Origin of the sequence: Psychrobacter proteolyticus (assembly GCF_038155145.1) — a bacterium.
Taxonomy (GTDB): Bacteria; Pseudomonadota; Gammaproteobacteria; order Pseudomonadales; family Moraxellaceae; genus Psychrobacter; species Psychrobacter proteolyticus_B.
Window position 1 is genome coordinate 39,970 of the sequence record NZ_JBAKAY010000004.1, and the last position, 25,982, is coordinate 65,951.

18 protein-coding genes are annotated in these 25,982 nt (G+C 41.8%); 6 read left to right on the plus strand and 12 right to left on the minus strand.

Going from position 1 to position 25,982, the window contains the following annotated elements; genetic code table 11:
* Window positions 1–82: 82 nt before the first annotated feature.
* The 9 genes from rpsB to V6252_RS06180 all read right to left on the minus strand — a co-directional run bounded on the left by rpsB (window position 83) and on the right by V6252_RS06180 (window position 12,439).
* Window positions 83–874, minus strand: coding sequence for a 30S ribosomal protein S2 (rpsB, locus tag V6252_RS06140; RefSeq protein ID WP_057758431.1), 792 nt, complete (start codon window positions 872–874; stop codon window positions 83–85).
* 464 nt (window positions 875–1,338) lie between these two features.
* Complete coding sequence (locus V6252_RS06145) at window positions 1,339–1,788, minus strand: chemotaxis protein CheX (RefSeq protein WP_102091536.1); 450 nt, start codon at window positions 1,786–1,788, stop codon at window positions 1,339–1,341.
* A gap of 35 nt (window positions 1,789–1,823) precedes the next feature.
* Window positions 1,824–2,273 carry a chemotaxis protein CheX gene (locus V6252_RS06150; protein ID WP_057758427.1) on the minus strand — a complete coding sequence of 150 codons (450 nt, stop codon included), beginning with the start codon at window positions 2,271–2,273 and terminating at the stop codon, window positions 1,824–1,826.
* 30 nt (window positions 2,274–2,303) lie between these two features.
* A complete protein-coding gene (locus V6252_RS06155; RefSeq protein WP_341609754.1) occupies window positions 2,304–2,666 on the minus strand; it encodes a response regulator in 363 nt (120 codons plus the stop codon).
* A 61-nt stretch (window positions 2,667–2,727) separates the two neighbouring features.
* Entirely contained in the window at window positions 2,728–4,914 is a 2,187-nt protein-coding gene (locus V6252_RS06160; protein WP_341609755.1) for an ATP-binding protein, read from the minus strand.
* A 12-nt stretch (window positions 4,915–4,926) separates the two neighbouring features.
* Window positions 4,927–5,787, minus strand: a complete 861-nt coding sequence (locus tag V6252_RS06165) for a substrate-binding periplasmic protein (protein ID WP_341609756.1) — start codon at window positions 5,785–5,787, stop codon at window positions 4,927–4,929.
* Between the two features lie 355 nt (window positions 5,788–6,142).
* Window positions 6,143–7,402 (minus strand): multidrug effflux MFS transporter, encoded by a 1,260-nt coding sequence (locus tag V6252_RS06170; RefSeq protein ID WP_341609757.1) that lies wholly within the window; start codon window positions 7,400–7,402, stop codon window positions 6,143–6,145.
* 356 nt (window positions 7,403–7,758) lie between these two features.
* Entirely contained in the window at window positions 7,759–8,571 is an 813-nt protein-coding gene (locus V6252_RS06175) for a crotonase/enoyl-CoA hydratase family protein (RefSeq protein WP_341609758.1), read from the minus strand.
* Window positions 8,572–8,794: 223 nt separating this feature from the next.
* Window positions 8,795–12,439, minus strand: a complete 3,645-nt coding sequence (locus V6252_RS06180) for a hybrid sensor histidine kinase/response regulator (RefSeq protein WP_341609759.1) — start codon at window positions 12,437–12,439, stop codon at window positions 8,795–8,797.
* Window positions 12,440–13,031: 592 nt separating this feature from the next.
* Here V6252_RS06180 and cysM point away from each other — a divergent pair.
* The 6 genes from cysM (at window position 13,032) to V6252_RS06210 (ending at window position 21,292) form a co-directional block, all read left to right on the plus strand.
* Complete coding sequence (gene cysM / locus V6252_RS06185; RefSeq protein WP_425355860.1) at window positions 13,032–14,003, plus strand: cysteine synthase CysM; 972 nt, start codon at window positions 13,032–13,034, stop codon at window positions 14,001–14,003.
* A gap of 142 nt (window positions 14,004–14,145) precedes the next feature.
* Window positions 14,146–14,970 (plus strand): 3'-5' exonuclease, encoded by an 825-nt coding sequence (locus tag V6252_RS06190; RefSeq protein ID WP_057758412.1) that lies wholly within the window; start codon window positions 14,146–14,148, stop codon window positions 14,968–14,970.
* 62 nt (window positions 14,971–15,032) lie between these two features.
* A complete protein-coding gene (rlmD, locus tag V6252_RS06195) occupies window positions 15,033–16,604 on the plus strand; it encodes a 23S rRNA (uracil(1939)-C(5))-methyltransferase RlmD (RefSeq protein WP_425355861.1) in 1,572 nt (523 codons plus the stop codon).
* 423 nt (window positions 16,605–17,027) lie between these two features.
* Entirely contained in the window at window positions 17,028–19,565 is a 2,538-nt protein-coding gene (locus V6252_RS06200) for a bifunctional (p)ppGpp synthetase/guanosine-3',5'-bis(diphosphate) 3'-pyrophosphohydrolase (RefSeq protein WP_341609760.1), read from the plus strand.
* 55 nt (window positions 19,566–19,620) lie between these two features.
* A complete protein-coding gene (gene mutM / locus V6252_RS06205; protein ID WP_341609761.1) occupies window positions 19,621–20,562 on the plus strand; it encodes a bifunctional DNA-formamidopyrimidine glycosylase/DNA-(apurinic or apyrimidinic site) lyase in 942 nt (313 codons plus the stop codon).
* A 289-nt stretch (window positions 20,563–20,851) separates the two neighbouring features.
* Window positions 20,852–21,292, plus strand: coding sequence for a hypothetical protein (locus V6252_RS06210; protein WP_341609762.1), 441 nt, complete (start codon window positions 20,852–20,854; stop codon window positions 21,290–21,292).
* Window positions 21,293–21,404: 112 nt separating this feature from the next.
* Here the strand turns inward: V6252_RS06210 and mscL are convergent, their stop codons facing one another.
* From mscL to V6252_RS06225, 3 genes are all read right to left on the minus strand, one after another.
* Window positions 21,405–21,860 carry a large conductance mechanosensitive channel protein MscL gene (gene mscL / locus V6252_RS06215; RefSeq protein WP_179799041.1) on the minus strand — a complete coding sequence of 152 codons (456 nt, stop codon included), beginning with the start codon at window positions 21,858–21,860 and terminating at the stop codon, window positions 21,405–21,407.
* A gap of 280 nt (window positions 21,861–22,140) precedes the next feature.
* Window positions 22,141–23,991 carry a translational GTPase TypA gene (gene typA, locus V6252_RS06220; RefSeq protein WP_057758402.1) on the minus strand — a complete coding sequence of 617 codons (1,851 nt, stop codon included), beginning with the start codon at window positions 23,989–23,991 and terminating at the stop codon, window positions 22,141–22,143.
* A 349-nt stretch (window positions 23,992–24,340) separates the two neighbouring features.
* Entirely contained in the window at window positions 24,341–25,636 is a 1,296-nt protein-coding gene (locus V6252_RS06225) for an OmpA family protein (RefSeq protein WP_341609763.1), read from the minus strand.
* Between the last annotated feature and the right edge of the window lie 346 nt (window positions 25,637–25,982).

Below are 25,982 nucleotides of genomic sequence, written 5' to 3' on the forward strand. Positions count from 1 at the left end.
ACGCTGTTCAAAACATTATATGGATGCTGATAGATACACTATCAAGGCATCCTTACAAAGTTAAACTTTTTAAGTCAGCTACTTATTCTGCTGGAGTTGCAGCAGCTTCTTCTGCAGCTGGTGCTTCTTCAGTTGCAGCAGGTGCTTGCTCAGCTTTACCACCAGCTTGAGTTTGTGCGTATTCTTTACCAGCGATGATAGCATCAGCCATAGAAGTTACGTACAAAGTCACAGCACGGATAGCATCATCGTTAGCTGGGATGATGTAGTCAACATTGTCTGGGCTAGAGTTAGTATCAACGATACCGATAACTGGGATACCCAAGTTCTTGGCTTCTTTAATAGCGATAGCTTCGTGATCTACGTCTACTACGAAGATAGCGTCAGGTAGGCCGCCCATGTCTTTGATACCACCTAGTGAACGCTCAAGTTTTTCCATATCGCGAGTACGCTCTAGCGCTTCACGTTTAGTTAGCTTAGCGAAAGTACCGTCTTCTGCTTGCTTTTCTAGCTCTTTTAGACGGTTGATTGACTGGCGTAGAGTTTTCCAGTTAGTCAACATACCACCTAACCAGCGATGGTCAACGTATGGCATGCCAGCGCGAGCTGCTTGCTCACGTACGATACCGCTTGCAGCGCGTTTAGTACCAACAAATAATACTTTGTTCTTCTTAGCAGCTAGGCCGTTTACGTAAGTCAACGCTTCGTTGAACGCTTTTACGGTGTGCTCTAAGTTGATGATATGGATTTTGTTACGTGCGCCAAAGATGTATGGACCCATTTTTGGGTTCCAAAAACGTGTTTGGTGACCAAAGTGAGCGCCTGCTTGTAATAAGTCGCGCATTTCGATTTTGGTTGGATTCTTTGTAGCCATGAGAATATATCCTATTGGTTGGGTTATGCCTCCACATCACAAAAACAGCCTATTTAGCGACACGCATCTGCTACCGGTTAGTTTTCATTAGTAAAGCACTAACAGATCACAAATTAATCAAGTCGCCAAACACCCAGCAATTTTTTGCCATGATGTGTGTGTCATTGGTTGGTTTAAAAAAAGAAGCCATCGCTAGATTGAAGCAAATGCTCAAATCTAAACTATAAAGTGAATTATAAAAAATAGCTGCGCTGTATTTTATCACATAACGCTTCAGAATCTCCAGCAGTTTGTTCGTAGCGTATCAATAAGATAAAAACAAAATATGGCGATAATAAAACAAAAAAAAGCGACACATTTGCATCGCTTTTTTTATGATTATTTTTTAATAACTATTTTTCACACAAGGTTAATGCTGTCGCTCTTTTATAGTTATCACTCGTTTATGGAGGATTGACTATAACTTATGCAATGCAAATACCAATGACCGCCTTGTAACCACGCCACGTAAATGGTGTGATATAGCTTTGACGATCTTTAGGCAAATAAGACACGCTTGGCGCACTCTCAACAATGTGCGGCGGAGAGATAATAAACTCTGAACCAAACTCTGTACGAGCGTTACCTGAGATTGTATTGGCCATTTCACCCAACAAATCTTTCATCATAGTGATTGAAGAGTCAGGCTCGCCCATCACTTTGATGACTTCTCGCAACATCGCGCTTGGTGCACTGACATAGACGCAACCTTCTAAAGGACCCGATATCTTGATGACACCGCTATAATCAAAGCCAATCGCGCTTTTGTTGTTGTTCAAGTAAGGGGTATCAATTGACACTTCCGAGCCATCGATTTGCGCAAAAAACGCATTGATCGAGCTTAGAAATACACCCAATTTTTCTACTTTAACCATAATATATTAATATCCATCTGTATTACGTGGCAGCATTAGTCTTGCAAACAAACCACAATCTCGCCTACTTGAGAATGCCAAGTGATGGGGATGATAAAAGAACGCTCATCGTTCGGCAATACAATACTTTGCGGTGCACCTTTGAACACAAATGGTACAGAGATATGAAACTCTGAGCCAAACTCTTTGCGTGCATTGCCTGCGATGGTATTAGCCACTTCCCCAGCCAGATCTACATAGTTCTCTTCACTTTTATCGGTTTCGCCCATGCTGTCTAAGATTGAAGACAGCAAGTCACGCGTCGCCGAGAAATACACCACGCCTTTTTGGCCACCAGATATACCAATCACGCCCGTGTAATCATGGACTTTTGGCTGTTTGTTCTCTAGTAAGTAAGGGGTATCAGCAATAAGCTCTTCTCCACCAAACTGGTCAAAATAATTACTAATAATACTTAAAAAAATCTGTAGCTTTTGCTCTTTCATAATGACATCTGCTTTGGTCGATGAATGGTATTAGTCTTGCATCAGCTCATACAAAGACTCTACAAGCTCCTCTTCCGAAAAAGGCTTGCACAAAAATCCGCTAGCACCTAACGACAGTGCTTCAATGCCGGTGGCTTTGTCCGATAACGCTGATACCACTAAAATGCGTACTTCAGGATCGATCGCGATGATTTTTTCAATACACTCTAGCCCATCCATTTGTGGCATGGTTAGGTCCATAGTGACCACATCAGGACGATGGACATTGAACTTTTCGATGGCTTGAACACCGCTAGTCGCTGTCGCAACTAACATGAATTTTCCTGAATCGTATGCGCGCTGAATACGGTTTCTAATAATATTTGAATCATCAACAATCATTAACTTATGCATAACTTATCTACTACCTTTAATGAAGTGCTTGTCGTCCCTGACAATATAATTACTATTTTGATTAAGCTTTAGGTAAAGTAATGACAAACCGTGTCATCTGACCTAGCTCGCTATTTACGTTAAGCTTGCCATCATACTCTTTTACTTTTGCTTTGATGATATCAAGTCCGACACCGCGACCACCGTCTTCATCTGCATGCTCTTTGGTAGAGAATCCAGAAGAGAACAGCTGTTTGAGCAAGTCACCTTTGCTAAGCTGATTTGCCTCTTCCGTACCGAAACGACCTTCTTCAATCAGTTTATTACGGATGTTGTCATAGTTGATACCTTGTCCATCGTCTTGCACAACCAGCATAAAGTTTGAACCGTTGTCTTGCACTTCCAAGTCAATAGTCCCAACGTCAGTTTTGCCAGTAGTATGACGCACACTTGGCGACTCGATACCATGGACTACCGCATTACGCAGCAACTGAATACTGATTTCTTTGATTGGCTTTGCCAGATTTTCCGGAATGCTGGTTTGGGTTAGCGTCGTACTTTTTAGCTGTACTTGCTTGCCCTGTCTTGCAGCAATTTCTTTTGTAAATTCATTATAAAAAGACAATAAATCGTCATCTGCTTCATTGTCTAAGTCGATATCTAGCCCACCATCGAAGTCAGCATTGCCAGCTGTATGGTCTGCTACTGGATTTTGAGTAGCGACTGGTGCTTGTACGGTTGACGACTTAGCTGCTGTCGGTGCTGAGCGGTTGATACGCTCACCCAACGTCGCAATCGTGTTCGATAAGCTGAGTAAGTCATCCAAATGTACTGCCAATGGTAAGAAGTCATTACCAGACAACTGACCTTGGTTTTGCAATGCATGCAACTTGTCTTCAGCATCAGAAGCAATCTTCGTAAAGCTGTGTAGTTTTAGTGCTGATGCTTCACCTTTTAAGCTGTGCATTTCACGATAAATAGCTTTTAATTTTCCTTCAAGCTCATATTGTGAGCTACCAGGATTTTTCAAGATGTTATTCATCTTCTCGATATGCGCTTGGGTATTACCAATAAACTCATTAATAATCTTTGGATTTACATTCAAGATAGTCGTTAACATCTCAATCTGCATATCGTTTTGCGAACGCTCTTTTTCTAGGCGCTGTTCTAAGTAGACTGCATCTGATACATCATTCACGTTGACCAAGATACGGGCAATGTCTTTATTGTCATAAACACGTGAGAATTTAAAATCTAAGAAGCGGTTATCAAGATTTTTGTCTTCAGACAAATTATGCAGCATGACTTTATTTAATGGATTAAGTGAGTCTACCAGCTTTTCTTTAACGCGAGGGTTATAGAGCTGCTCAATGAATTGCTGTGTGGTCTTGAGGTCTTTATCAGAAATACGACCGCGCAAGACATTGGTAAAGTTTTCCCCTGCTAAGCTATCAGAGCCGATGATATTGTTCAACGCTCGAGAATGCTGTTGACCAATATTCAAGTCCTTATCAAGTAGGAAAAGACCCGTGTTTACTGTTTCCATAATTTCTTGCGTTTCTTGGCGAGCGGCAAGTGCTTCAGCATCCGTCTCACGTAGACGACGTACAAAGAAAAATACGAAGATTAAGAAGTACGCAAAGATAGCGGCAACACCAAGTACCTGAATAAGACGAATGGTGTTCGCTTCACGTTCTGCGCTGTTGAATACGTCATCAGTAAGATTATCTAATGAATCGTTAATTAACAGACTTGATGTCTTCGCCTGCTCTACCGCTTGGGTCAAAGCATCTGCAGAAGGCACCAAAATGTTATCAGCGTCTTTGAGGTAGGCTTGAACCTTAGGCTCTAGCGCTTCCCATTGCACTTTAGCCGCAGCAATATTCGCTTGTGCGTTACTATCAATACTAGGCAAATCATGACTATGGCCTTCGCCTTCGCCTTCAATATCTGTACCACCTTGCTCAATAGCAGCAATAGAATTGGTGATCAAGTCTGTATTTTTTTCTAAGCGCTCTAACACACGTTGTATGTGTGGAGATCTGGTATCCTCACCATAACTAGCATCTAAATCAAAAAGATCTTTGATTACCGCCTGTGCACTGTTCGCAACTTGGTTGGTTTGGTCAATTAAAGCGGTGTTTTTTTCTAATAAACTTGAAGTGTAAAACGTAAACGCTAGCAAGGCACCAATCAAAGATAGGAATAGTGCAATTGAAATAATCAGACCTTGATAGCGCTTATTGTCAACATTGGGTGTGGTTGCCATCTTCAGAATTCCTTAGTTCAATTGCTTAGTATTAGTGTCAGAATCGCTTGTTTCACTAGAGCCTAACCAGCGTCCTTCTATCTCTTTAAAAGTGCCCTTTGTTTTAAGCTTTGTGATACCTTCATTCACTTTACCAATCAGCTCTTTATTACTTTTCGCCATCAATATGACTTGCTGCGCTGATGGGTTGCTTTCATCTTCGTAAGGTACGATGACGACTTTGTGCTCAGGATGATTGGCTGCCGTATATCGCAACAAAGGTAAATCTTGAACAATGGCATCGACTTTACCTTGGATAAGGTCTTCAAATAATAAAAAGGTAGTAACAGTAGTAGAGAGTTCGCTATACCCGCCTGCCTCTTTTACTTGTTCAACCTGTTTACTTCCGTCCATACCAGCGACGTGCAAACCTTTTAGGTCACCCAAGCTTTTGATATTTAGGTTGCTTTTAGCATACATAACAGCAGAAGGATTGAAGAAATAAGAGTTTGAAAGACCATATCTAGCAGCACGATCATCTTTATAAGAGATACCTGAAATTGCTAAATCTCGGCTACCTGATTCCACACTATCGAACATATCTTGCCAAGTTTCTTTATAAAACTCGACCTTAAACCCCTGTTCTTCGCCAATAGCACGGATTGAGTCAATATCAATGCCTTGCATATTGCCATAATCATCTTGGAACGAGAACGGTGGCATCGTACCTGTTGTGGCCACCTTTATGGTTGGCGCCGAAGCAGGCAGCTTGCTCACAAAGCTATCTGTGTTTTCCGTTACTGTTGCGCTTGCATTTTCTTGAGTGGTGGAGTTACCACAGCCGAATAGGCCGACACTCAATAGAATTGGTAACGCTCGATATAACTGCATCATAATCTATCCTTGAAACCTAACGTTGTTTTACATCTTAGTGAATGACAATCTAGCAATGTTAAGCAATGTCTATACATATTTGCTTACAGAAAGTTACGTTAGATAATACTTGTCTAATTTTATGATTGCAATAATTATGTTTGGTCATTATCTATGATTAATTATATATAGCAAAGTATGCATATACTTTTGAACAACATATACTCGTTTATAATCAATAAATTCCATTATATAAGGTGCCTATAAAATTTAATTTTGCTCTGAAAAAAATAAATAAAGCGTACAAAAAAGCACTCATACGCTGTGAACGTATAAGTGCTTTTTAAAATACAGCTAACTTAAAACAGAGATGCTTTTACTCTGCATCATCCAAATTGAGATTACGATCAATTTTCCAAATCAGGAAGGAACCGAGACTCATTAGTGAGAACAGGGCAATACCAACCTTGAGGACTGGATTGACTGGAAACAGGTTCAATAACAAACCACCAAAGATACCGACTGAAAACATTAGCGAGCCTTGTAGTGCGCTTGCCATACCAGCACGGCGCTTCTGAAAAGCGAGCGCAATTGCAGAAGCATTGGGCTGGGTCAGACCCAGTCCTGCGATACAAAAGAAAATACAAGCCAACACCAGCGGCAACCAAGCATCTGTCCCTAAAAGCAAGCCAATCACAAATAGCACGCCCGCAGAGATAACCTGCATAATTGCTCCAAATCGCAAAATACTTAGTATTCGAAAGCGATTGGTAAGCCATTGGTTCAACTGAGTCAAACCTACAAAACCTGCCGCATTCATTCCGAACAACCAAGCGAAATGTGTCGCTGAGACGCCATAAGTATCCATGATTAGCTCTGAAGCGGAGCTGATATAGACAAACATTGCTCCCATTAACAATCCGCCACCAATTGCTGGGTAATTAAAAGTCGGATCTTTTAACAAATCCCAATATTGACTGAGCACTTCTCTTGCAGGGCGTACATTGCGATTTTCCTCGGTTAAAGTTTCAAAAAAGAAAAACTTAGTAAGTAGCAAGTTTAGAGCGCCAAATGCAGCTAAGAACCAAAAGATAGAGTGCCAATCAAAAAACTGTAAGAATAGCGCGCCAAGCGATGGTGCCAATATGGGTGCTAAGCCCATCACTAAAATCATGATGGAAAAAGCTTTTGCCGTTTGTTTGGCAGTGAGGCGATCTCGAATCGCAGCGCGAGTAACTACTGCACCCACACACGCTCCCAATGCTTGTAAAGTACGGCCTGCAAACAGTACGTACTCATTATCAGTGGTCGCACAAAGGATAGAAGCGATAACGTATAACGTCATACCTATATATAAAGGTTTGACACGGCCGACACGGTCACTGAATGGGCCGTAAAATAGCTGCCCAAATACCAAACCTAAAAAGTATGCAGGAACAGAGTTGGCCATAAAGGCCGTTGAAACACCGAAATCATCGGCCATCGATGGCAATGCTGGCAGATACATATCAATCGATAATGGCCCTACCGCAACCATCAGCCCAAGCATCATAATCCATGCAACAGGCAAATCAGCAGAGCGCACTCGCTCAGAAGCGATAGGTTTGTTTGGAAGGGAGGGTTTTGAAGCAGACATATTTAGACCGTTTTATATAGTGGCTATTATTTTTAATATTTTATTTTTCGACGTTTAATTGCTTGTACGTGTTGTTAGGTAGGCTTTCGTCATTTTACTGGCTTATCCAGTAATCAAAATAGACACCTTTCACAACAATAGTGCATCTTTACCCACATCGGTGCAAGCAGACAATGCTATATCGTGCTATCTGCTTGCATTTCAATGGCTATAAGATATTGGCGAAACAACCGCTAACAATTAAAACTCGTCGAAAGAACTTATCAAAATATGTCTGGTATTCTTAGGGAGCAACCTCTTCTATTAAAGCGAGTCAAATAAAAAACAGAACTAGCAAAGTTGCTAGTAGGAAAAATTTAGCGGAATTGACGTTTGCCAAATAAGGTGCTGGCCTGCTTTGCTTTTCTGAGGGCAAGCTTACGATTACGACCAAGCATCATTTTAAGCTGCCATGCTTTTTCTTTATATAAAGTCTTAGCAGGCTGATCGTACATCGCATTTATCACACGTTTACTTGCTAGCACCGCATCAGGAGAGCGCTCTGCAAACTCGGCAGCAAGCTTTTGTGCTTGTTCAAGAGGCGCTTCACTACAGTGGCTAATCAAGCCTAACTCTTTGCCTTCATTAGCATCGATGATACGGGCGCTCATGGCGAGCTCTTTTAGAGTATCTTCTCGTAGGACCCCAAATGCTGACTGGGTCAGTCCCATGTCTGGCACTAACCCCCATTTAGCTTCCATAATAGATAGTTGACAGTCAGGGTGACTGACACGTACGTCACAAGCCAATGCCAACTGTAGTCCAGCGCCGATACAATACCCTTCCAATACCGCTATGACAGGTACTGGCAGATCACGCCATACCAAGCATACTCGTTGGAACGCACTTTGCCATGGTTTAATCAATTCCCAAAGCGCAAATGCTGTGTTCTTTGGATGATTTAAGTCTCCTAAATCAATACCTGCACAAAACGTCCCCTCTGCCCCATTTAGAATGACCGCGCGTATGGTTCTGTCCTTGCTAATGCGACCTGCCAGCTTAATCAGCTCATTGATTACCTGAAAACTCATGGCATTTTTTTTATGTGGACGATTTAAGGTAACCGTCAGTATGTTGTCTGTAATACTAACTTGTAAGGTCTCATACTGGTAACTTGCAATCGCGTTCATAACAATCCTTATTAATGAATAAAACAAATATGGTTCTAATATTCACAATATTAGCAGGCTTGTCTTTGTTGTACCGTAGTAATAACTGACTGCCACGATACTATAGTCAGTTTCATATACAGCAGACACAGATTGTTCAGCTAATAGCAATAAGCAAATCTAACGAGGTTACTTATCGATCTCTGAACCTGAATGATTTTATCTATTTTACCTTACCGTCAACTTATATCATTTTCCACGTCATGTCATTTTCGCTTAAGCGATGATAATTAAGCTGCGGATAAGAAGATAAATCCACCTTTTGTAAGTTGTCTAGCGCCGTTAATAATGCCTCATAATATGGCTCAATCATTGCAAATTGCACAGGTGTCGTATGCTGTACATTCAGCAGGCACTTATCTTCCAAATCTTGGCTAGCCTGACGCAATTGTGGTACACCTGTATATCGACTACCGCCCAGTATACGATGGGCAATTTGTGCCAGCATATTGCGGTCGTGCGCTTCCCATGCCTGAATAAGCGCCTGTTTTTCATCATTGATAGTATCAATCATCATGATAATAAGCTTGGCCGCCAATTCAGGTTTATTCGCTGAACGAGTGAGCGCATCTTGCCAATCTAAAATGTTTGAGGTATCGCTTTTGCTTATATTATTGTTGCTAAGGTCATTATTGATTTGCTCGTGTAAAGTCGAGTTAGCATTAGCTGTCCTATCTTGAGAACTACTATCTTGAGAACTACTATCTTGAAAGCTTTTATCTTGAGAGCTATCGATAGACTTTGTTGTTGATTGTAGTAGTGGCGACTGACCTTGTTTTTGTAGGCGTAAGCTCTCATAGCGTGGCTGAATATCACGCGCAGTATCCCGTCTATAGCCTTCACGAGGCTGGCTATCACGCAAATAATCATCACGGATTTTTTTCAGGGATAGTGGACGAGTGATTTTTGGCTCGCTACTGACAGAAGTGCTGCTACGATCTACCCCGTCTCCTCTTATTATTGGATAAGTAGTGGTTAATGTATCTGAAGACATATCTGAACTGGCTTGAGTCTCCTGCCCATTTACATTGTTGGAGAGCAAGTCGTTCGATAAATCATTATCATTAATTGAGTAACCGCGCAGCGAGTCAATAGCAGTTAGCTCAGCTTCTGATGAGTCGGTACTTTTTACGTTAGCACCTTGTACATTAGCACCTTGTAAGTTATCACCCTGTAAATCTGGATGCTGTAAACCAAAGCTCTGCAAATCTGTATCGGGCAATGCGGTCAATTGTGGTGTGGTACTCTTGCGACCAAGCCATTTCTGTAGCACTTGCAATAACTGCGGTTGGCTAATAGGTTTGCCAACATAGTCGTTGATACCACTGGCTATAAGTTTGTCACGTTCATCTGCCAACCCATGCGCGGTCAGAGCGATAATAGGGATACGACTATCCGCATTTTCGATATTTCGAATCTGCTTAGCCGCCTCATGTCCTGACATACGCGGCATTTGAATATCCATAAATATCAAATCAATATTGTCTTTGTCTTGCGTAGCCGCCTTATCGTCAGCGCTCGTGTCCTCATGATAGAACGCGCTATTTGTTTTCTTGTTTATCTCATCACGTGTTTCTGCTTTAGAAAGTTGCGTTTTATTCGATAGGCTTTGTTTATCGCTCTTGGCAGTTTTGATGTTTTTGGTTTGTTGTTTACTGATAATTTCGATAGCATCAAACCCACTGCTCGCAGTAACTACCTGAATCCCTAACTCACTCAATAGAGCATCAAGCACTAGTAAATTAGGCAAATGGTCGTCAACTGCCAGCACCGTGACCCCTTTCCAGCGTGGTTCCTGCAGGCTTTGCGGCGTACTACGGCTTTGGGTATCGAGCATCGCGTACAGCTGTCTTTTGTCTAATGGTTCATAAAGTATGTTGGCATGATAGCGGTTGAGTAGCGCTTGATCGGCAGCTACTTGGTAGCCGAATACAGCAAGCTTGCCTTGATAATGCAGACGAATTTGCTTGAGGAGCGCCATCATATCGTCTTGGGTATCATCATCAACGATGACCCAATCCCAATAATTACCGTGCTCTTTTAATGACTCAAGCACACCCGGTAATGAGTTGGCTTGAGTCAGCTTAATCGGTAAGTACTGCAAGCTAGCCTTGAGTACTTGTATCGAAGCGGTATGATTGATCCAAACCAACACATTAAATTCATCGGTCTCGCTCGCCAGTGGCGCTAATACTGGTAATTCGATCGTCTGCCCTGTGGCCGCCTCTAGCACGTCGACATGGGCTGGCATGCGAAACCAAAATGTCGCGCCTTGGTTGGCAATATTCTCTTGAGCATTATCATGAAAACCAATATCACCGCCCATTAAGCGCGTTAACTGTTTAGAGATGACCAGACCTAACCCTGTACCACCATACTGACGCGTGATTGATGGGTCGCCTTGGCTAAAGCTTTGGAACAGCATCTTTTGATCTGCAAGAGAAATGCCTTTTCCGCTATCTTGCACGCTAATCATCAGATAATTATCACGGTGGTCATCTAAACTCACACGCACCACCACATCACCACTATCCGTAAATTTAATGGCATTACCAACGATATTGGTCAATACTTGCTTAAGACGTAACGCATCGCCATTGATGCGCATCGGCACATCATTGTAAAACAGCACTGCCATGCGCAAACCCTTCTCCGCAGAGACAGGAGATAGCATATCGACTACATCATAAATGGTGTCATAGAGATCGAACTCATGGCGATCCAATACCAGCTTACCTGCCTCAATTTTAGAAAAATCTAAGACATCATTTACCAAAGCGAGCAAATGTGCTGAGGACTTACGTATGGTCTGTACATACAAGTCCTGCTCAGGATTAAGCTCACCGTGACGTGCCAGCAAGTTAATAAAGCCATCGATACTGTTCAATGGTGTGCGCAGTTCATGACTGATATTGGCTAAAAACGCAGATTTTGCTTGGCTGGTTGAAATCGCTGCATCACGTGCATTTCGAATAGAAATGTTTTGCATCTCCATCTCATCGAATGCCAACCGTAAATCATCCTCAGTTTGCTCGGCATGATCTTTTAGCTCTTGAAAGCTTCTATGTAAGCGGCGCAATGTTCTGACTAGATCTTGCTGTAATAAATTCAGTTCGCCATCTGACTCTACTGGTACAGGTTGGTATAAATTATCAACATGGGTACGCTGCAACTGCAACCGTAGCTCATAAATGGGAGCAATCCAACGTTTCGAATAGATATTTAGGCTCAGTAGTAGAATCAGGATAGTAAATAAACCAGTAATCACTAACGCCATCGCAATACGGTAGCGTGCAATGTAGAGCGGCTCATTATCCATATCCACGAGCAACCACAATGTCTGCCCTTCAAACTCTCCCAATACACTGCCATACGCTGTGCCTACAGGCGTTGGTCGTTGTGACAAAAAGCTTGCGGAATCACTGATTAGCGGCCATTCTTCATTGAGACCATAACCGACGGTTGCTAATATTTGGTTGCCTTCATTAATAATAGCAATGCGCTGTACATGCTGCTCAGACTGCATACGTCCAAGCTTATCTTGGATACCTTCTAGCGTCGTCATTGCCGCTTGCTGGGTCCTCTCTGCACTACTCCCTACTCGCTGGCGCTCTTGTTCTAGCAGCTCAGGAATCAGTTCAGCTATGACTGGCGTATAACGAATAAGTACCGCTTCAGCCAATACTTCTTGCTCCGAGTCGCTCGCACGCATGGTTTCGTGAAATACCAAAATGCCGCCAACTGCTGCCAACACACAGATAGGCAAAAACACCAATATGATCAGCTGACCATAAGCACTACTGGTATCGAAACGTTTTTTATATGCCATGCTAGGTCTACTCTCTACTAAGGTTCTTGCCGTGAATTTTTGTGATAATGTCAGTGTTAATGTTACTTGCAGCGCGTCATATCAGAGCATCTGGGTAAGGCGCTACTCTTAATGAAGCCACTAATTGTTAATAAAGTAACTGATTTTGACGAGGCAACTACTATACAGCTCAAGATTATCTTAACAGGATTCTATAAGTTCTGGTTAGGCATTCCATATGATGAATAACGTTATAATTAGAGTACCAACCACTCTGTATCAAAGAAAAAATGGCTTTAAGCGAACAGTTCTACTTTTGCAATCCTCAACGTAACATTGACATTGACCTGATACAGTGACTATTAATCTTTGATGCGATAAGCGCAGCTGAAAACAAAATGATATAATAAAGCCACTTTTTATTTACCACAATATATCGCTCATAGTCATAACATATGAGAGCGCACTCTAATGCCTTTCGTTTTTAGCTCGCTTATCACCGTAAACCTATAACCCAAGCGACTGTCTAAAATTATGATCAAACAATAAAAACAGCGCTTCTATCAAAAACAAGCCATTAAAAACATATTTAAAAAATAGAAAAGGATACTTTATGTCCACTACGGCCATGTCAAATGCTAACTTTATTACTCAAATCACTACCCTCGCTGATTGCGTTGGTCAAACGCCGCTGGTAAAACTTCAACGCCTGCCTGAGCAAGAGCACATTGCCAATGGTGCCACGGTGTTAGCTAAGCTTGAAGGCAATAATCCAGCGGGCTCTGTAAAGGATCGCCCTGCTTTTAATATGATTTATCAAGCAGAACAGCGCGGTGATATCAAGCCTGGTGATATGTTGATTGAAGCCACTAGTGGCAATACTGGTATTGCATTGGCCATGGTCGCTGCGATGCGTGGCTACCCGATAACATTGCTGATGCCGACCAACTCTACCCAAGAGCGTAAAGATGCCATGATTGCTTATGGCGCAACGCTGATTGAAGTAGACGAAGGTATGGAAGCTGCGCGTGATTTGGCATTGCAGATGCAAGCAGATGGCAAAGGGGTTGTATTGGATCAGTTTAATAATCCTGACAATAGCCAAGCACATTACCTGACTACAGGCCCTGAGCTATGGGCACAGACCGACCGTAAAATTACGCATTTTATTAGCTCGATGGGCACAACAGGTACGATTACCGGTGTGTCACGCTACCTAAAAGAGCAAAATCCAGACGTCAAAATCATTGGCCTACAGCCTGACGAAGAAGCTTCGATTGCTGGTATTCGCCGTTGGCCAGCGGCTTATATGCCAGGTATTTTTGATGCAGACTTGATTGATGAAGTGATGGATATCGATCAGCGTATTGCCGAAGTCTATATGCGTAAATTGGCGAAGACTGAAGGTATTTTTGCTGGGGTATCTTCGGGCGCAGCTGCATGGGCAGCGACCCAAGTGGCAAAAGAAAATCCTAATGCTGTTATTGCCTTTATTGTCTGCGATCGTGGCGATCGTTATTTATCAACGGGTTTATATAACGTTGACGATAGCAATACGGATAACAGCAGCGCAGAAGTTAATTAATGCATAAGACATACCATTTAGTATCGTTAATTTAAAAGAAGTGCAGAGCAGCCAAGTGCAGATGCAATACTTCAAGCAAGGTTAATGTTGTCATTCTTTCATAATGAATTAACTATAAGCTCATAAATAGTCAGGATTATCTATGTCACAAGCGCTACCATCCGACCCTATATTGGTTTTTGATATCGAGACTGTCGCCGATGTCGATGCAGCACGCCGTATCTATCCGCAATTGGCCGATCTTAATGATGCGGATGCGTTAAGTGCGCTGACAGCGATACGTACACAAGAGGCAGGGCATGATTTTATGCGCTTGCCACTACAGCGTATCGTCTGTATCTCAGCTCTGTATATCAAAGATGGTAAGTTATCGCTATTTTCTTTGACTGCCGATAAATTTAGTGAAAAAGAAATCCTAGCCAAATTCTTTAGAGCATTTAACGACATTGAGACACTGCCGCAACTTATTAGCTGGAATGGCTCAGGCTTTGACATACCTGTACTGATATATCGTGCCATGCAATATGATTTGTCAGCACCATGGCTGTTCGAAGAAGGCGAGCGTATTAAAAACATGCGCTTTGATAACTATGTTAATCGTTTTCATACACGTCATCTAGACTTGATGGATCGGTTTAGCCAGTATGGTGCTAGTCGCCGCGAAGCCATGGATATCGTCGCAAGTCTGTACGGATTACCCGGTAAAACTGACGTGGATGGAAGCATGGTTGGCGCGCTTGTTAGTAGCGGTGACTGGCAGACCCTATCTATATACTGTGAGTCTGATGTTATGAACACTTGGCTTATTTATTTACGCTGGTTACGTCTAACAGGACAGTTGTCTTCACAAGATTTTGATGCTTGGCAGCAGCAGAGCTATGACTATCTGGCAAAGTATACCCAAGCGGATGGTAGTCCGCGACATCAAGAGTTTATCGCTGACTGGTCATCGGCACCCGAATTATAGAAATCGCATTATTAGTAGTTTTTTATTCCCCTCTTCTAGTTATTTATTATTAAGGCAGGTTTATGCAACCCACCGATTCAAAAACATCTACAGCATCTGATATGGCAGCGCAAAACAGTAACGCTCAAACGAATGAAGCTCAAACAAACGACACCCAAACGATTGTCATTCCGCCTAGTAAGAAAAAATCGAAGCCATCATCAAAGACACGTCGTCGCCTAAAAGATGCAGAGCCAATTCCATTTAATATTGATGGCTTGTCACATGATGGTCGCGGTGTTGCTGTCTATGGTAATGGTTTTGACGTTGCGGAAGGCCATGCTGAAGACAAACACGGCAAAAAAATCTTTGTTAGCTTTGCTCTACCAGGTGAAAGCGCCTTAGTAAAAATAACCAACAGCCGTGCTAGCTTTGAAGAAGGCGATGCCATTAGTATCACTGCCAACCCAAACCCTGAACGTGCTGTGCCACCCTGCCCGCATTTCGGTACTTGCGGCGGTTGTAACTTGCAGCACTGGCAGCCAGATGGACAAATAAACTTTAAACAGTCAGTACTGTCTGAAATGCTAATGCATCAAGCCAACGCGGAACCTGACAATTGGCTCCCTCCTGTGGTCGGCGATCGTCTTGGTTATCGTACCAAAGCACGTTTGGGCGTACGCTATGTCGTCAAAAAAGAAACCGCGCTTGTCGGCTTCCGTGAGCGTTCAAGTAATTTCTTAGCAGAGCTAAATGAGTGTCATATCTTAGATCCACGTATTGGTTTCGAGATTGAAAACCTAAAAACGCTTATTAGTACCCTAGAGAGTCGTGACAAGATTGCCCAGCTTGAGCTTGCAATGGGTGAGCAACTGCCAGAACTACCTGATGGCAATCAGCCAGTTGCGCTCATCGTACGTAATTTAGAACCGTTGTCAGACGCTGATATAGACAAACTAAAAGTATTTTTCGCAGCGCGTAATTGGCAGCTATATTTGCAGTCGAAAGGTGTTGATAGCATCCAACGTATTGCGTTGACAGACGCTGATGATTTGAGCGAGCAATTTGGGCGTTTATATTATCAATTGCCAGAGTATGATCTGACTTTTGAATTTATCCCTACTGACTTTACTCAAGTAAACTTATCGGTGAACCGTCAGATGACCAAGCTTGCCTGTGACTTATTGGACTTAAAAGCAGGTGAACGCGTACTAGATTTATTCAGTGGTTTGGGTAACTTTAGCTTACCGCTAGCGCGTCTCGTTGGCGAGACAGGCTCAGTAGTCGGTGTCGAAGGCAGTGAAGCCATGACCGAACGTGCTGCTGACAACGCTCGTCGCAACGGTATCAACAATACTGAGTTTTACAGTCAAGATTTGACTCAAGACTGTACTGATAAGCCATGGGCCAACCAAGGTTTTGATGCACTATTGATTGATCCGCCGCGCTCTGGTGCTTGGGAAATTATGCAATATTTGCCAAAATTCAATGCTGAACGCATTGTTTATGTCTCTTGTAATCCAGCGACCCTTGCTCGTGATACAAAAGCATTGTTAGAACAAGGCTATCGTCTGACTCATGCTGGCGTGATGGATATGTTCTGCCATACGGGCCATGTTGAATCTATCGCTCGCTTTGAAAAAGTAGCGGTTTAACATTGTTAATCTTCAAAAATGATTAATAGTTAATAACAACTGATAGTTGAACCTAATTAAAGAGACAATTAAGCGTTATTATAATTATCTAAGATAACTCAAAGCTTTGATAAATTTGTGCTAATAAGTAGCCATTATTTAGCGTAATTGACCACAGCCGTACAGAGGCTCGCTTGATTTGTCACTTTAAAATGAGATAATAGTAAACAATCTTCCTATGTTTTTGATGATGTTTCCAATCGCTACATAGCAAGCATTTGCACTCATAGCTTTATATATTTTACGCGCATTTTATAGCTGCTAAAAATAACATTTTTAGCAGTTGTATTGGTTTATAGCTGACACTTTATGGATCGTTAATTCAGAGTGTGTGCATAGTAGATGAGGTTATAATCAATTCAAAATAGCTAAGAGGAGTCGGCTATGGTAAAAATTCGTGAAGGATTACCGCTGGTGGATGGACAGACCACGCAGGCCGATAGTGCAACACTTGCGGCGCAACTGGTGGCGAGCCAACGCTCTCACCAGTCAGCCAATAGCTATGCCCAAATTCCCCTCGACATCAAATACCAGTTAGCGACTCACAAGTTACATACTACTTTTGATCGCTCAGCTGCACACACTTATCATTTGCATGATCCTCACACTGAAGACGAGTATTTGGATGATACCAATGCGCTATCAAACGAAGAGCTTGAGGCGGTCGACTTAGACCAAGCCAACATCGACGTACCTACTTGGCTAGATAATGTGGCCAAACGTATTGGACAAGAGTCAGTACCCAACCTAAGTGCAGCTTGCGAATTTATTCGCAGTCATATGAATACTAGTGAATCTGAGCGCTCAGGCGCTTATGTGACCGGTATTGGTATGACCGATATTCTGACCTATCTTTATCAAGATGAAGATGCGCTGGTCGCAGCCATGTTGTATCGCAGTGCGCGCAAATCAATCATCAGTCTCGCTGAAGTTGAAAAAAACTTTGGTCCAGATATTTTGACACTTGTCAAAGATACCCTTGCAATGGGTAAGCTGTCGGAGATTATCGAGAGTAACAAGCGCTTAGAAGACCATTTCGTCAATAATCAGCGTGATCAGCTATCAAATATTTATAGTATGCTCATCTCTGTTACTAACGATGTGCGCGTAGTTCTTATAAAACTGGCTGAACGTACTTTTGCCATGCGTGAGTTGACGTTTTCTAGGCCAGAGCGTCAAGCTCGTGTCGCACGTGAGGTCATGACTATTTATGCACCATTAGCGCATCGCCTAGGTATTGCACAGCTAAAATGGGAGCTCGAAGATCTGGCTTTCCGTTATTTAGCACCTGATCGCTATAAAGAAATTGCAAAGCTACTGTCAGAAAAACGTAGCGAACGCGAGTCTTATATTCAGCGCGTACAAGATAAATTAAATGAATCATTAGCAGATGCCAGTATTGAAGGCGAAGTATCTGGGCGCGTCAAGCATATCTACTCTATTTATCGAAAAATGAAGCTTAAAGGTCTATCCTTTGATCAGCTTTATGACATTCGTGCCTTGCGTGTGTTGGTCAATAGCCCTTCTGACTGTTATCACGTTTTAGGCCTAGTACATGGCTTATGGCGTTATATTCCTGAGCAGTTTGATGACTATATTACTAACCCTAAGTCCAATGGCTATCGCTCACTACATACTGCTGTAATCGCGGAAAACAAGTCACTAGAAGTCCAGATTCGTACTCATGAGATGCACTTTGAGGCCGAACTTGGCATGTGCGCGCACGTTAATTACAAAGAAGGGCTAAAGAATAAGAAAGACAATTATCTGAATCAAAGAATCAGCTCATTACGCCAATTATTATCTATCAACAATGAAACACGCAATCAGCCACGCTCAGCTGTGGTAGCGGGCGAAGAGATAGACGATATCGAGTTTGATGAAGAAGAGCAACTCGTTGATTTTGATGAGCTAGAACGTATTTATATCTTTAGTCGTGATGGCGACATTACCGAACTACCAAAAGGCGCGACCGTTCTCGATTTTGCCTACTATGTGCATACTCAAGTTGGCAACCGCGCACAGGCAGCCCGCGTCAATCAGCGCTATGTGCCACTGACTTATCAGTTGAAAACAGGTGAGCAAGTTGAGATTATTACTAAAGCATCGCGTGAGCCCAATCGTGATTGGTTGGTAGCATCGCTAGGTTATATTCATACCAACCGGGCCCGTTCAAAACTGCGCCAGTGGTTTAACAAGCAAGACCGTGATAAGAATATTGAAATAGGTCGCCAAATGCTTAGCAAAGAGCTTGAGCGCCTATCTGTTCATCCTAATAGTATTGATCTGAACGACTATATTCAACATTTTCATGTCAATACGACCGACGATATTATCGTGGGTCTAGTGACAGGTGATATTGGCCTGAATCAGTTGACCAGTCATATCTCTCGTCAGCTACACCTTGAACCTGAGATACCACCAGAGAGCTTTGTACCGCATGTAGATAACCGAGATACAGGTAAGCTCGATGCGTATAAAATCCATATCGATGGTTTGGATAATATTGAAATCAATTTGGCAGGTTGTTGTCATCCTGTGCATGGCGAACCGATTGCTGGCTACATCACTTTATCGCGTGGCGTTAGCGTGCATAATCGAGGCTGCCCAGAGTACTTACGTTTGGTCGAGCGTGACCCTGAGCGCAAGATAGAAGCCGCTTGGCAAGTACAGACGGGGCGTTATCAGCCCGTTGATATTCATGTCGAAGCATATGACCGACGTGGTTTGCTACGTGATTTGACACAGATAATTGATAAAGAAAACGTCAATATTCGCCAAGTTCAAACGTTAAGCAATGACGACAATATTGCTTTTTTAAAGTTCCATATTGAAGTCTCAGGCTTAGCACATCTATCTAAGTTGCTTGCAAAATTAGAGCAGCAACATGGTATTTTGCACGCGCGCCGTGCAGTCGTGTAAATAAAACCTTAAGTCAGTCGTTGTTTATTCTACAATAGAGTTGTCAAAAAATACTATGCCTGAATTACCTGAAGTAGAAACCACTAAAGCCAGTCTTGCTCCATTGTTTGGGCAACAGGTCGTTGATGTTAAAGTATTTCAACCAAAGCTGCGATGGATGATGCCAGATAACTTGAACGAGCTGGTTAATTACACATTAGAGAGTGTTGAGCGCCGAGCAAAGTATCTGATTCTTAATTTTCTGCCAGTAGCTGCACAGAATAACGCTCCTATGTCAGCCAGTAAAGTTGAATCACGTCAGCTTCTTATTCACTTAGGAATGTCAGGTAGCTTACAACAGCACAGCTATGGTACTGATAAGCGTAAACATGATCATCTGGTCGTCGTTTTTAATGATACTGATAATGAAAAGTCTCAGCTACACTATTACGATCCGAGACGCTTTGGTTCAGTACTATGGCATGAAGATTACGGCAATAAACTACTAGATCATCTAGGTCCTGAACCGCTTTCAAAAGATTTTACCGCAGACTATTTGTACAGTTTAATCCAGCGTATAGATTTATCTAGTCAAGATAGCAATGGGTCATCGTCAGATGATACTAACACGAATAAGCGACTAAAACCCATTACTCGGGCTATTAAATCTGTCATCATGGAACAAGAGGTCGTAGTGGGGGTTGGCAATATTTATGCGACTGAAAGCCTGTATTTATCCGGCATCCATCCTGCTACGCCGGCCAGTCAGCTTTCGCGCGATCAGATTATTACCTTGGTTAATCATATTAAAGAAATTTTAAAGAAAGCGATAAAATTGGGCGGTTCGACACTACGAGATTTCACAGTAGCAAGTGGTCAGACTGGTTACTTTCAGCAAACTCTAAATGTGTATGGTAGACAAGGAGAAAGCTGTCTACATTGCAGTATGACACTAGAAAACATCAAGCTTACTGGTAGAGCCAGTGTTTATTGTCCAAATTGTCAGCCGTTAAAATAGCTAATAACTGATACCCGCTTACTTGTGCTGCGTTTAGATTAAATGAAGACAATATTTGAACAGAGTATTTATTCTAAAAGAATTAAATATTGCCAAAGCTATAGCTAGATTGTTCTCATTTTTGTTGCTTATTAGCGCACATCTTGCTTTAATAGTGCTAGCGCTTACATAAATAGTGCGTATCATTTATTTTTCTGTAATATTTAGACTAACTATTGTTGCCGCAAGATTCCTGTGTGAAGATAGCAGCAGCCATTAATCATACTACTATGAGTTTCAGGATATCGTTATGACTGTTAAAGCAAAAACCCAACGCACAGTTAAGCAGAGATTTTTTACTGTATTGGCAACTTTAGGATTGGTAGTTGTGACCATTCAGCCTACTTTTGCAGCTATAGAAATTGATGAAACTGATTTCGGTCCTTCATACGAGACGATGGTAGTCGATACGATTGTTGGCAAGCCACTGCAACTTGTAAATGCTGTAGCTGGTACAGCAGCTTATATCGTAAGCCTACCTTTCTCACTTATTGGTGGTAATGCAGATCAAGCACAGCAGAAACTGTTCGTTGAACCTTGGGATGCGATGGGACGCTGTTTAGGCTGTACAGTTGCAGAAGACAACTATTACAAATCTCAAGTTATTGATAATAACGTAGTACGTATCGTTGTCGATCAACCATCAGAAATTTTAATTAATACCAATGACTATGTAGTGGTCACTCCATAACAATTTGCTTTTAGTAGGTACATCAAATAGTTCACAAAAAATGACTGTGACTATTTCATAGCAAAAAGGCTAACGAGGAGTTAGCCTTTTTTATTGTCGAAAAGTCGATAATTTATTTCGTAATACTAGTATTACTTAATTTGGCACTGATTTCACGTAGCAATTTCACTTCCTCTGATGGCTCTTCTACTGCTTCTTCTATAACTTCCTCTACTTCTTCAGCACGGCGCATTTTATTGACACCTCTAACCATCATGAAGATGATGAAAGCTAAAATTAAGAAGTTAATAAGTACGGTAATAAAACTACCGTAAGCCAATACAGGAACACCTGCTTCTTTGAGCGCATCATAAGTCAGAGCAATACCATCAGGTGCATCACCTAAAACTAAGAACATATTTTCAAAATTAATCTCGCCGCCAAAAATAAAAGCGACAATCGGCATAATAATATCATCTACCAAAGATTTTGTGATGGTAGCAAAAGCCCCACCGATGATGACACCGACTGCCAAATCCATCACATTACCCTTGACAGCGAACTCTTTAAACTCTGAAACCATACTCATTGTTTTTTCCTCAAAATTTATCTATAAACAAATAGATATTTATATAATTAGTGTCACATTTAGCTTTTATGCTGATAATTGAATACATTAATGCCACTATTCATTCTGTCTGTATTTTTCCAAGATTACAACACAAAAAAAAGCAGTATAAAGTGAACCACTAATAGTTCATCTTATACTGCTCATTTTTGAATCACTCAGTGCCCGTAGAAACTACTGACACTAAGTGTTCGCGTCAAACATCAATATTATGAATTACTAAGTAACTCACTGATTGATATTAAGCACCTTTCTTACCACGGCCATGACGCTTACGCTCACTTTCAGTCAAGTAGCGCTTACGAATACGTACCGCTTTTGGCGTTACTTCGACTAGCTCATCGTCTTGAATAAATTCAAGCGCTTGCTCAAGAGTGAACTTCACTGCTGGCGTCAACGTCAATGCTTCGTCAGTACCACTAGCACGTACGTTGGTTAACTGTTTAGCAGTCGTTGGGTTAACAGTCATATCATCGTTACGAGAGTTAAGACCAACAATCATGCCTTCATAAACTTCAAGCTGTGGTTCAGCAAATAACTTACCACGTTTCTGTAGGTTAAATAGAGCAAAACCTAGACAAGTACCATTTGCCATAGAAACCAATACGCCGTTAGAACGACCACCAACATCACCGATCTTCTGTGGACCGTAATGTGAGAAGCTCGAGGTCATGATACCACTACCTGAAGTAAGGGTTAGGAACTCAGAACGGAAACCGATTAAGCCACGCGCTGGTATGGTTGCCTCGATACGCATACGGCCTTTACCGTCCAGCTCCATGTTAGTCATCTCGCCTTTGCGTAGACCAACTTGCTCCATGATAGAACCTTGATGCTCTTCTTCGATATCGAAGACAACGTTTTCATACGGCTCTTGTAGCTTACCATCAACTTCTTTAACGATAACTTCTGGACCAGAAACACCTAGCTCAAAACCTTCACGGCGCATGTTTTCGATAAGTACTGATAAATGAAGCTCACCACGGCCTGATACTTTGAATTTATCAGGAGACTCAGTGTCTTCTACACGCAATGCTACGTTATGAATCAATTCACGCTCAAGACGCTCACGAATGTTACGTGAAGTCACAAACTTACCTTCACGACCAGCAAATGGTGAATTATTTACTTGGAAGTTCATAGATACTGTAGGTTGATCTACCGTTAGTGCTGGTAATGCTTCAACGTTGTTAGGATCACAAATAGTATCAGAAATGTTTAGTGCATCGATACCTGTGATACAAACGATATCACCTGCTTGTGCATCTTCAACGTCAATACGATCAAGACCATGGTAACCCATGATTTTTAGAATACGGCCGTTACGCGTCTTACCATGCTTATCAATAACAGTCACTGGCGTGTTAAGTTTAACTTTACCACGTTGAATACGACCAATACCGATTACACCAACAAAGCTGTTGTAGTCAAGGCTTGAGATTTGCATACGGAACGGAGCGTCAGCATCAACCTGTGGAGGCTGAACAACGTCAACGATAGTTTTGAACAATGGAGTCATATCATCAGCTAAATCATCTGCTTCTAGACCTGCAATACCGTTCAATGCTGAAGCATAAACAACTGGGAAATCAAGCTGCTCATCGTTTGCACCTAGGTTATCAAACAAATCAAAGATTTGATCCATTACCCAATCAGGACGTGAGCCAGGACGGTCGATTTTGTTAATAACAACGATCGGCTTTAGACCTTGTTCGAATGCTTTTTGCGTCACAAAACGAGTCTGAGGCATTGGGCCATCAACAGCGTCAACAACCAAAAGTACGCAGTCAACCATAGACATTACACGCTCAACTTCACCACCGAAATCGGCGTGACCCGGGGTATCTACAATGTTGATACGGTATTCGGTTTCTGAAGTTTTATCTGTCCAGCGGATAGCTGTGTTTTTAGCCAAAATGGTAATACCACGTTCTTGCTCAATATCACCTGAGTCCATTGCACGCTCAGCAATGTTTGCACGGTCGCCAAAAGTACCAGACTGATGTAATAACTTATCAACCAAAGTTGTCTTACCGTGGTCAACGTGGGCAATAATTGCAATGTTACGCAGGTGTTTGATATCGTTCGCCATATAAAATGCTCGTTTCGTCTTAAAAAAATGCAGTAGCAGTAAGCGCTGCTGAATAAACTTTCATCATCAATCAGATAGATATTGAGTCTAAGATGATGCAAAAAAGAATGCTATCAAATAAAAAAGTTCAATACAATCAAATATCTATACTGACGAATTCATCATACAGATTGCTATGCTAATGTACATACTGTTAATTTACAGAATGTTTGGGTGGCTAGTATAACATTATTGATTCATAAATTTATGTAATAACTCACTTTTCTCAATACATAAATAAAAAAAAGCCACCCATTGGGTGGCTTTTTTTGTAACTGTATATTTTACTATACGGTTATTTTGCTAATACTTACTGAACAACCATATCTTTAGTTTGTTCAACAGTCATTGTTTTGTCACCAGTGATGATGGCATAAACACGACGGTTCATAGCACGACCTTCTTCAGTGTCGTTTGAAGCGATTGGGTTGTTGTAACCATAGCCTACAGTTGATAGACGGTTTGGAGCGATACCGAATTCGTTAGTTAGCATAGATTTAACAGCAACGGCACGAGCTTCAGATAGACGTTGGTTATAACGTGCTGAAGGACCAGTCTTAGAAGCATGACCTTCTACACGAGCTGTAGAGTTAGGATACTCACGCATCTTCTCTGCTACTTTAGCGATTTCTGGCTTGTACTGGTTTTTGATAGCTGACTTGTCGTTATCAAAGAATACACGTAGTTCCATTTTCAGTTCGTCAGTAATGTCTACTGGTACTGGGCAACCGCGCTCATCAACTACAACGTTCATTGGAGTGCCTGGGCATGCATCGATGCTATCAGGTACGCCATCACCGTCAGAATCAAGATCAGCTTCAACAACAACTACTGGAGTGTTGTCAACTACTGGCTCTTGCATAGGTGGTACTGCTACTGTAGGTGCTAAATGGCCACCTAGTACTACTTCTAGACCGGCCAAAGCCATGCCTTCCCACCAGTTGTTATCAAAGTTATGAATCGCACGAGCTTCACCACGTAGGCTTAGCGCGTCATTGATGCGATACATAGCACCTAGACCTAGGTTACCGATAGTATCTTTAGAGTTTGATACTTCAGTACCAGCAGCAACTACTTCACCGTTAGAATTAGTATACTGCTCTTGGTTTTCTACTTTAATCTTAGACTGACCAGCACCTACTAGTACATATGGCTTAAGTGCGCTATCAGTGTAACCAGTAAATTCTTCAGTACCGATCAAGAAGTTACCAGAAATCATTTCTTGTTCGATATCAAAGCGGTTAACGCCTGCATCAGCTGAATCTTCAGAAGCTTCGCCGTTTGCATCAGATACGCCATATTCTACTTGGAACTGAGTAGAAGGAGTAAGTTCGATACCTAAAGCTGCACCAGTATATAGGCTGCTTTCTTTGGCTACGCCACCATTGCTGTTACCACGGCTACCATCACCAATAACATCATCATTGGCATTCAAGTAAAGGTCTTTACCAGTAGTAAGAACTTCACGCTGTTTGTCAGAGGTATCACTGAATTCTTCAGTCATGTGATAACCAAGTAACAATGGGCTAATAGTAACACCAGCATTAGCTGCCATCGGTGCAGCTGCTACAGCAACAAGGGCTAGAGCTATTTTGTTCAATTTCATGGACTTCCTCCAAAGGATAATTTTAGTGATGCATTAAGCAAAACCGATTCTCAAGACGTACTAAGATTGACATCTCTTACACATTTTAAGTTACAAAGCAAAACCAATTAAGGAGTAGCTTAGCGATTATTAATTCAGTTTACAACTTTTTTCGTTAACGAGCTACACATTATTACACGATAATGTTGTAACTAAAACACAATAAACAGTCTAAGTTACCCAGAACTAACACACCTTACGCTTCTTATCTTTTACACATCGGTTTGCGATAGATGTATAGTCTATTGATAGCTATTTTCTTGAAGCATTTTATTACAATTAGAATTTTTTCTCTATTGCTAATGTC

Bases quoted from the DNA above. Each gene is read 5' to 3' on its own strand.
- rpsB (WP_057758431.1), bottom strand. From the start codon at position 874: ATGGCTACAAAGAATCCAACCAAAATCGAAATGCGCGACTTATTACAA.
- rlmD (WP_425355861.1), top strand. From the start codon at position 15,033: ATGCAACCCACCGATTCAAAAACATCTACAGCATCTGATATGGCAGCG.
- cysM (WP_425355860.1), top strand. From the start codon at position 13,032: ATGTCCACTACGGCCATGTCAAATGCTAACTTTATTACTCAAATCACT.
- V6252_RS06210 (WP_341609762.1), top strand. From the start codon at position 20,852: ATGACTGTTAAAGCAAAAACCCAACGCACAGTTAAGCAGAGATTTTTT.
- V6252_RS06145 (WP_102091536.1), bottom strand. From the start codon at position 1,788: ATGGTTAAAGTAGAAAAATTGGGTGTATTTCTAAGCTCGATCAATGCG.
- V6252_RS06165 (WP_341609756.1), bottom strand. From the start codon at position 5,787: ATGATGCAGTTATATCGAGCGTTACCAATTCTATTGAGTGTCGGCCTA.
- typA (WP_057758402.1), bottom strand. From the start codon at position 23,991: ATGGCGAACGATATCAAACACCTGCGTAACATTGCAATTATTGCCCAC.
- mscL (WP_179799041.1), bottom strand. From the start codon at position 21,860: ATGAGTATGGTTTCAGAGTTTAAAGAGTTCGCTGTCAAGGGTAATGTG.
- V6252_RS06160 (WP_341609755.1), bottom strand. From the start codon at position 4,914: ATGGCAACCACACCCAATGTTGACAATAAGCGCTATCAAGGTCTGATT.
- V6252_RS06225 (WP_341609763.1), bottom strand. From the start codon at position 25,636: ATGAAATTGAACAAAATAGCTCTAGCCCTTGTTGCTGTAGCAGCTGCA.
- V6252_RS06190 (WP_057758412.1), top strand. From the start codon at position 14,146: ATGTCACAAGCGCTACCATCCGACCCTATATTGGTTTTTGATATCGAG.
- V6252_RS06180 (WP_341609759.1), bottom strand. From the start codon at position 12,439: ATGGCATATAAAAAACGTTTCGATACCAGTAGTGCTTATGGTCAGCTG.
- mutM (WP_341609761.1), top strand. From the start codon at position 19,621: ATGCCTGAATTACCTGAAGTAGAAACCACTAAAGCCAGTCTTGCTCCA.
- V6252_RS06170 (WP_341609757.1), bottom strand. From the start codon at position 7,402: ATGTCTGCTTCAAAACCCTCCCTTCCAAACAAACCTATCGCTTCTGAG.
- V6252_RS06150 (WP_057758427.1), bottom strand. From the start codon at position 2,273: ATGAAAGAGCAAAAGCTACAGATTTTTTTAAGTATTATTAGTAATTAT.
- V6252_RS06155 (WP_341609754.1), bottom strand. From the start codon at position 2,666: ATGCATAAGTTAATGATTGTTGATGATTCAAATATTATTAGAAACCGT.
- V6252_RS06200 (WP_341609760.1), top strand. From the start codon at position 17,028: ATGGTAAAAATTCGTGAAGGATTACCGCTGGTGGATGGACAGACCACG.
- V6252_RS06175 (WP_341609758.1), bottom strand. From the start codon at position 8,571: ATGAACGCGATTGCAAGTTACCAGTATGAGACCTTACAAGTTAGTATT.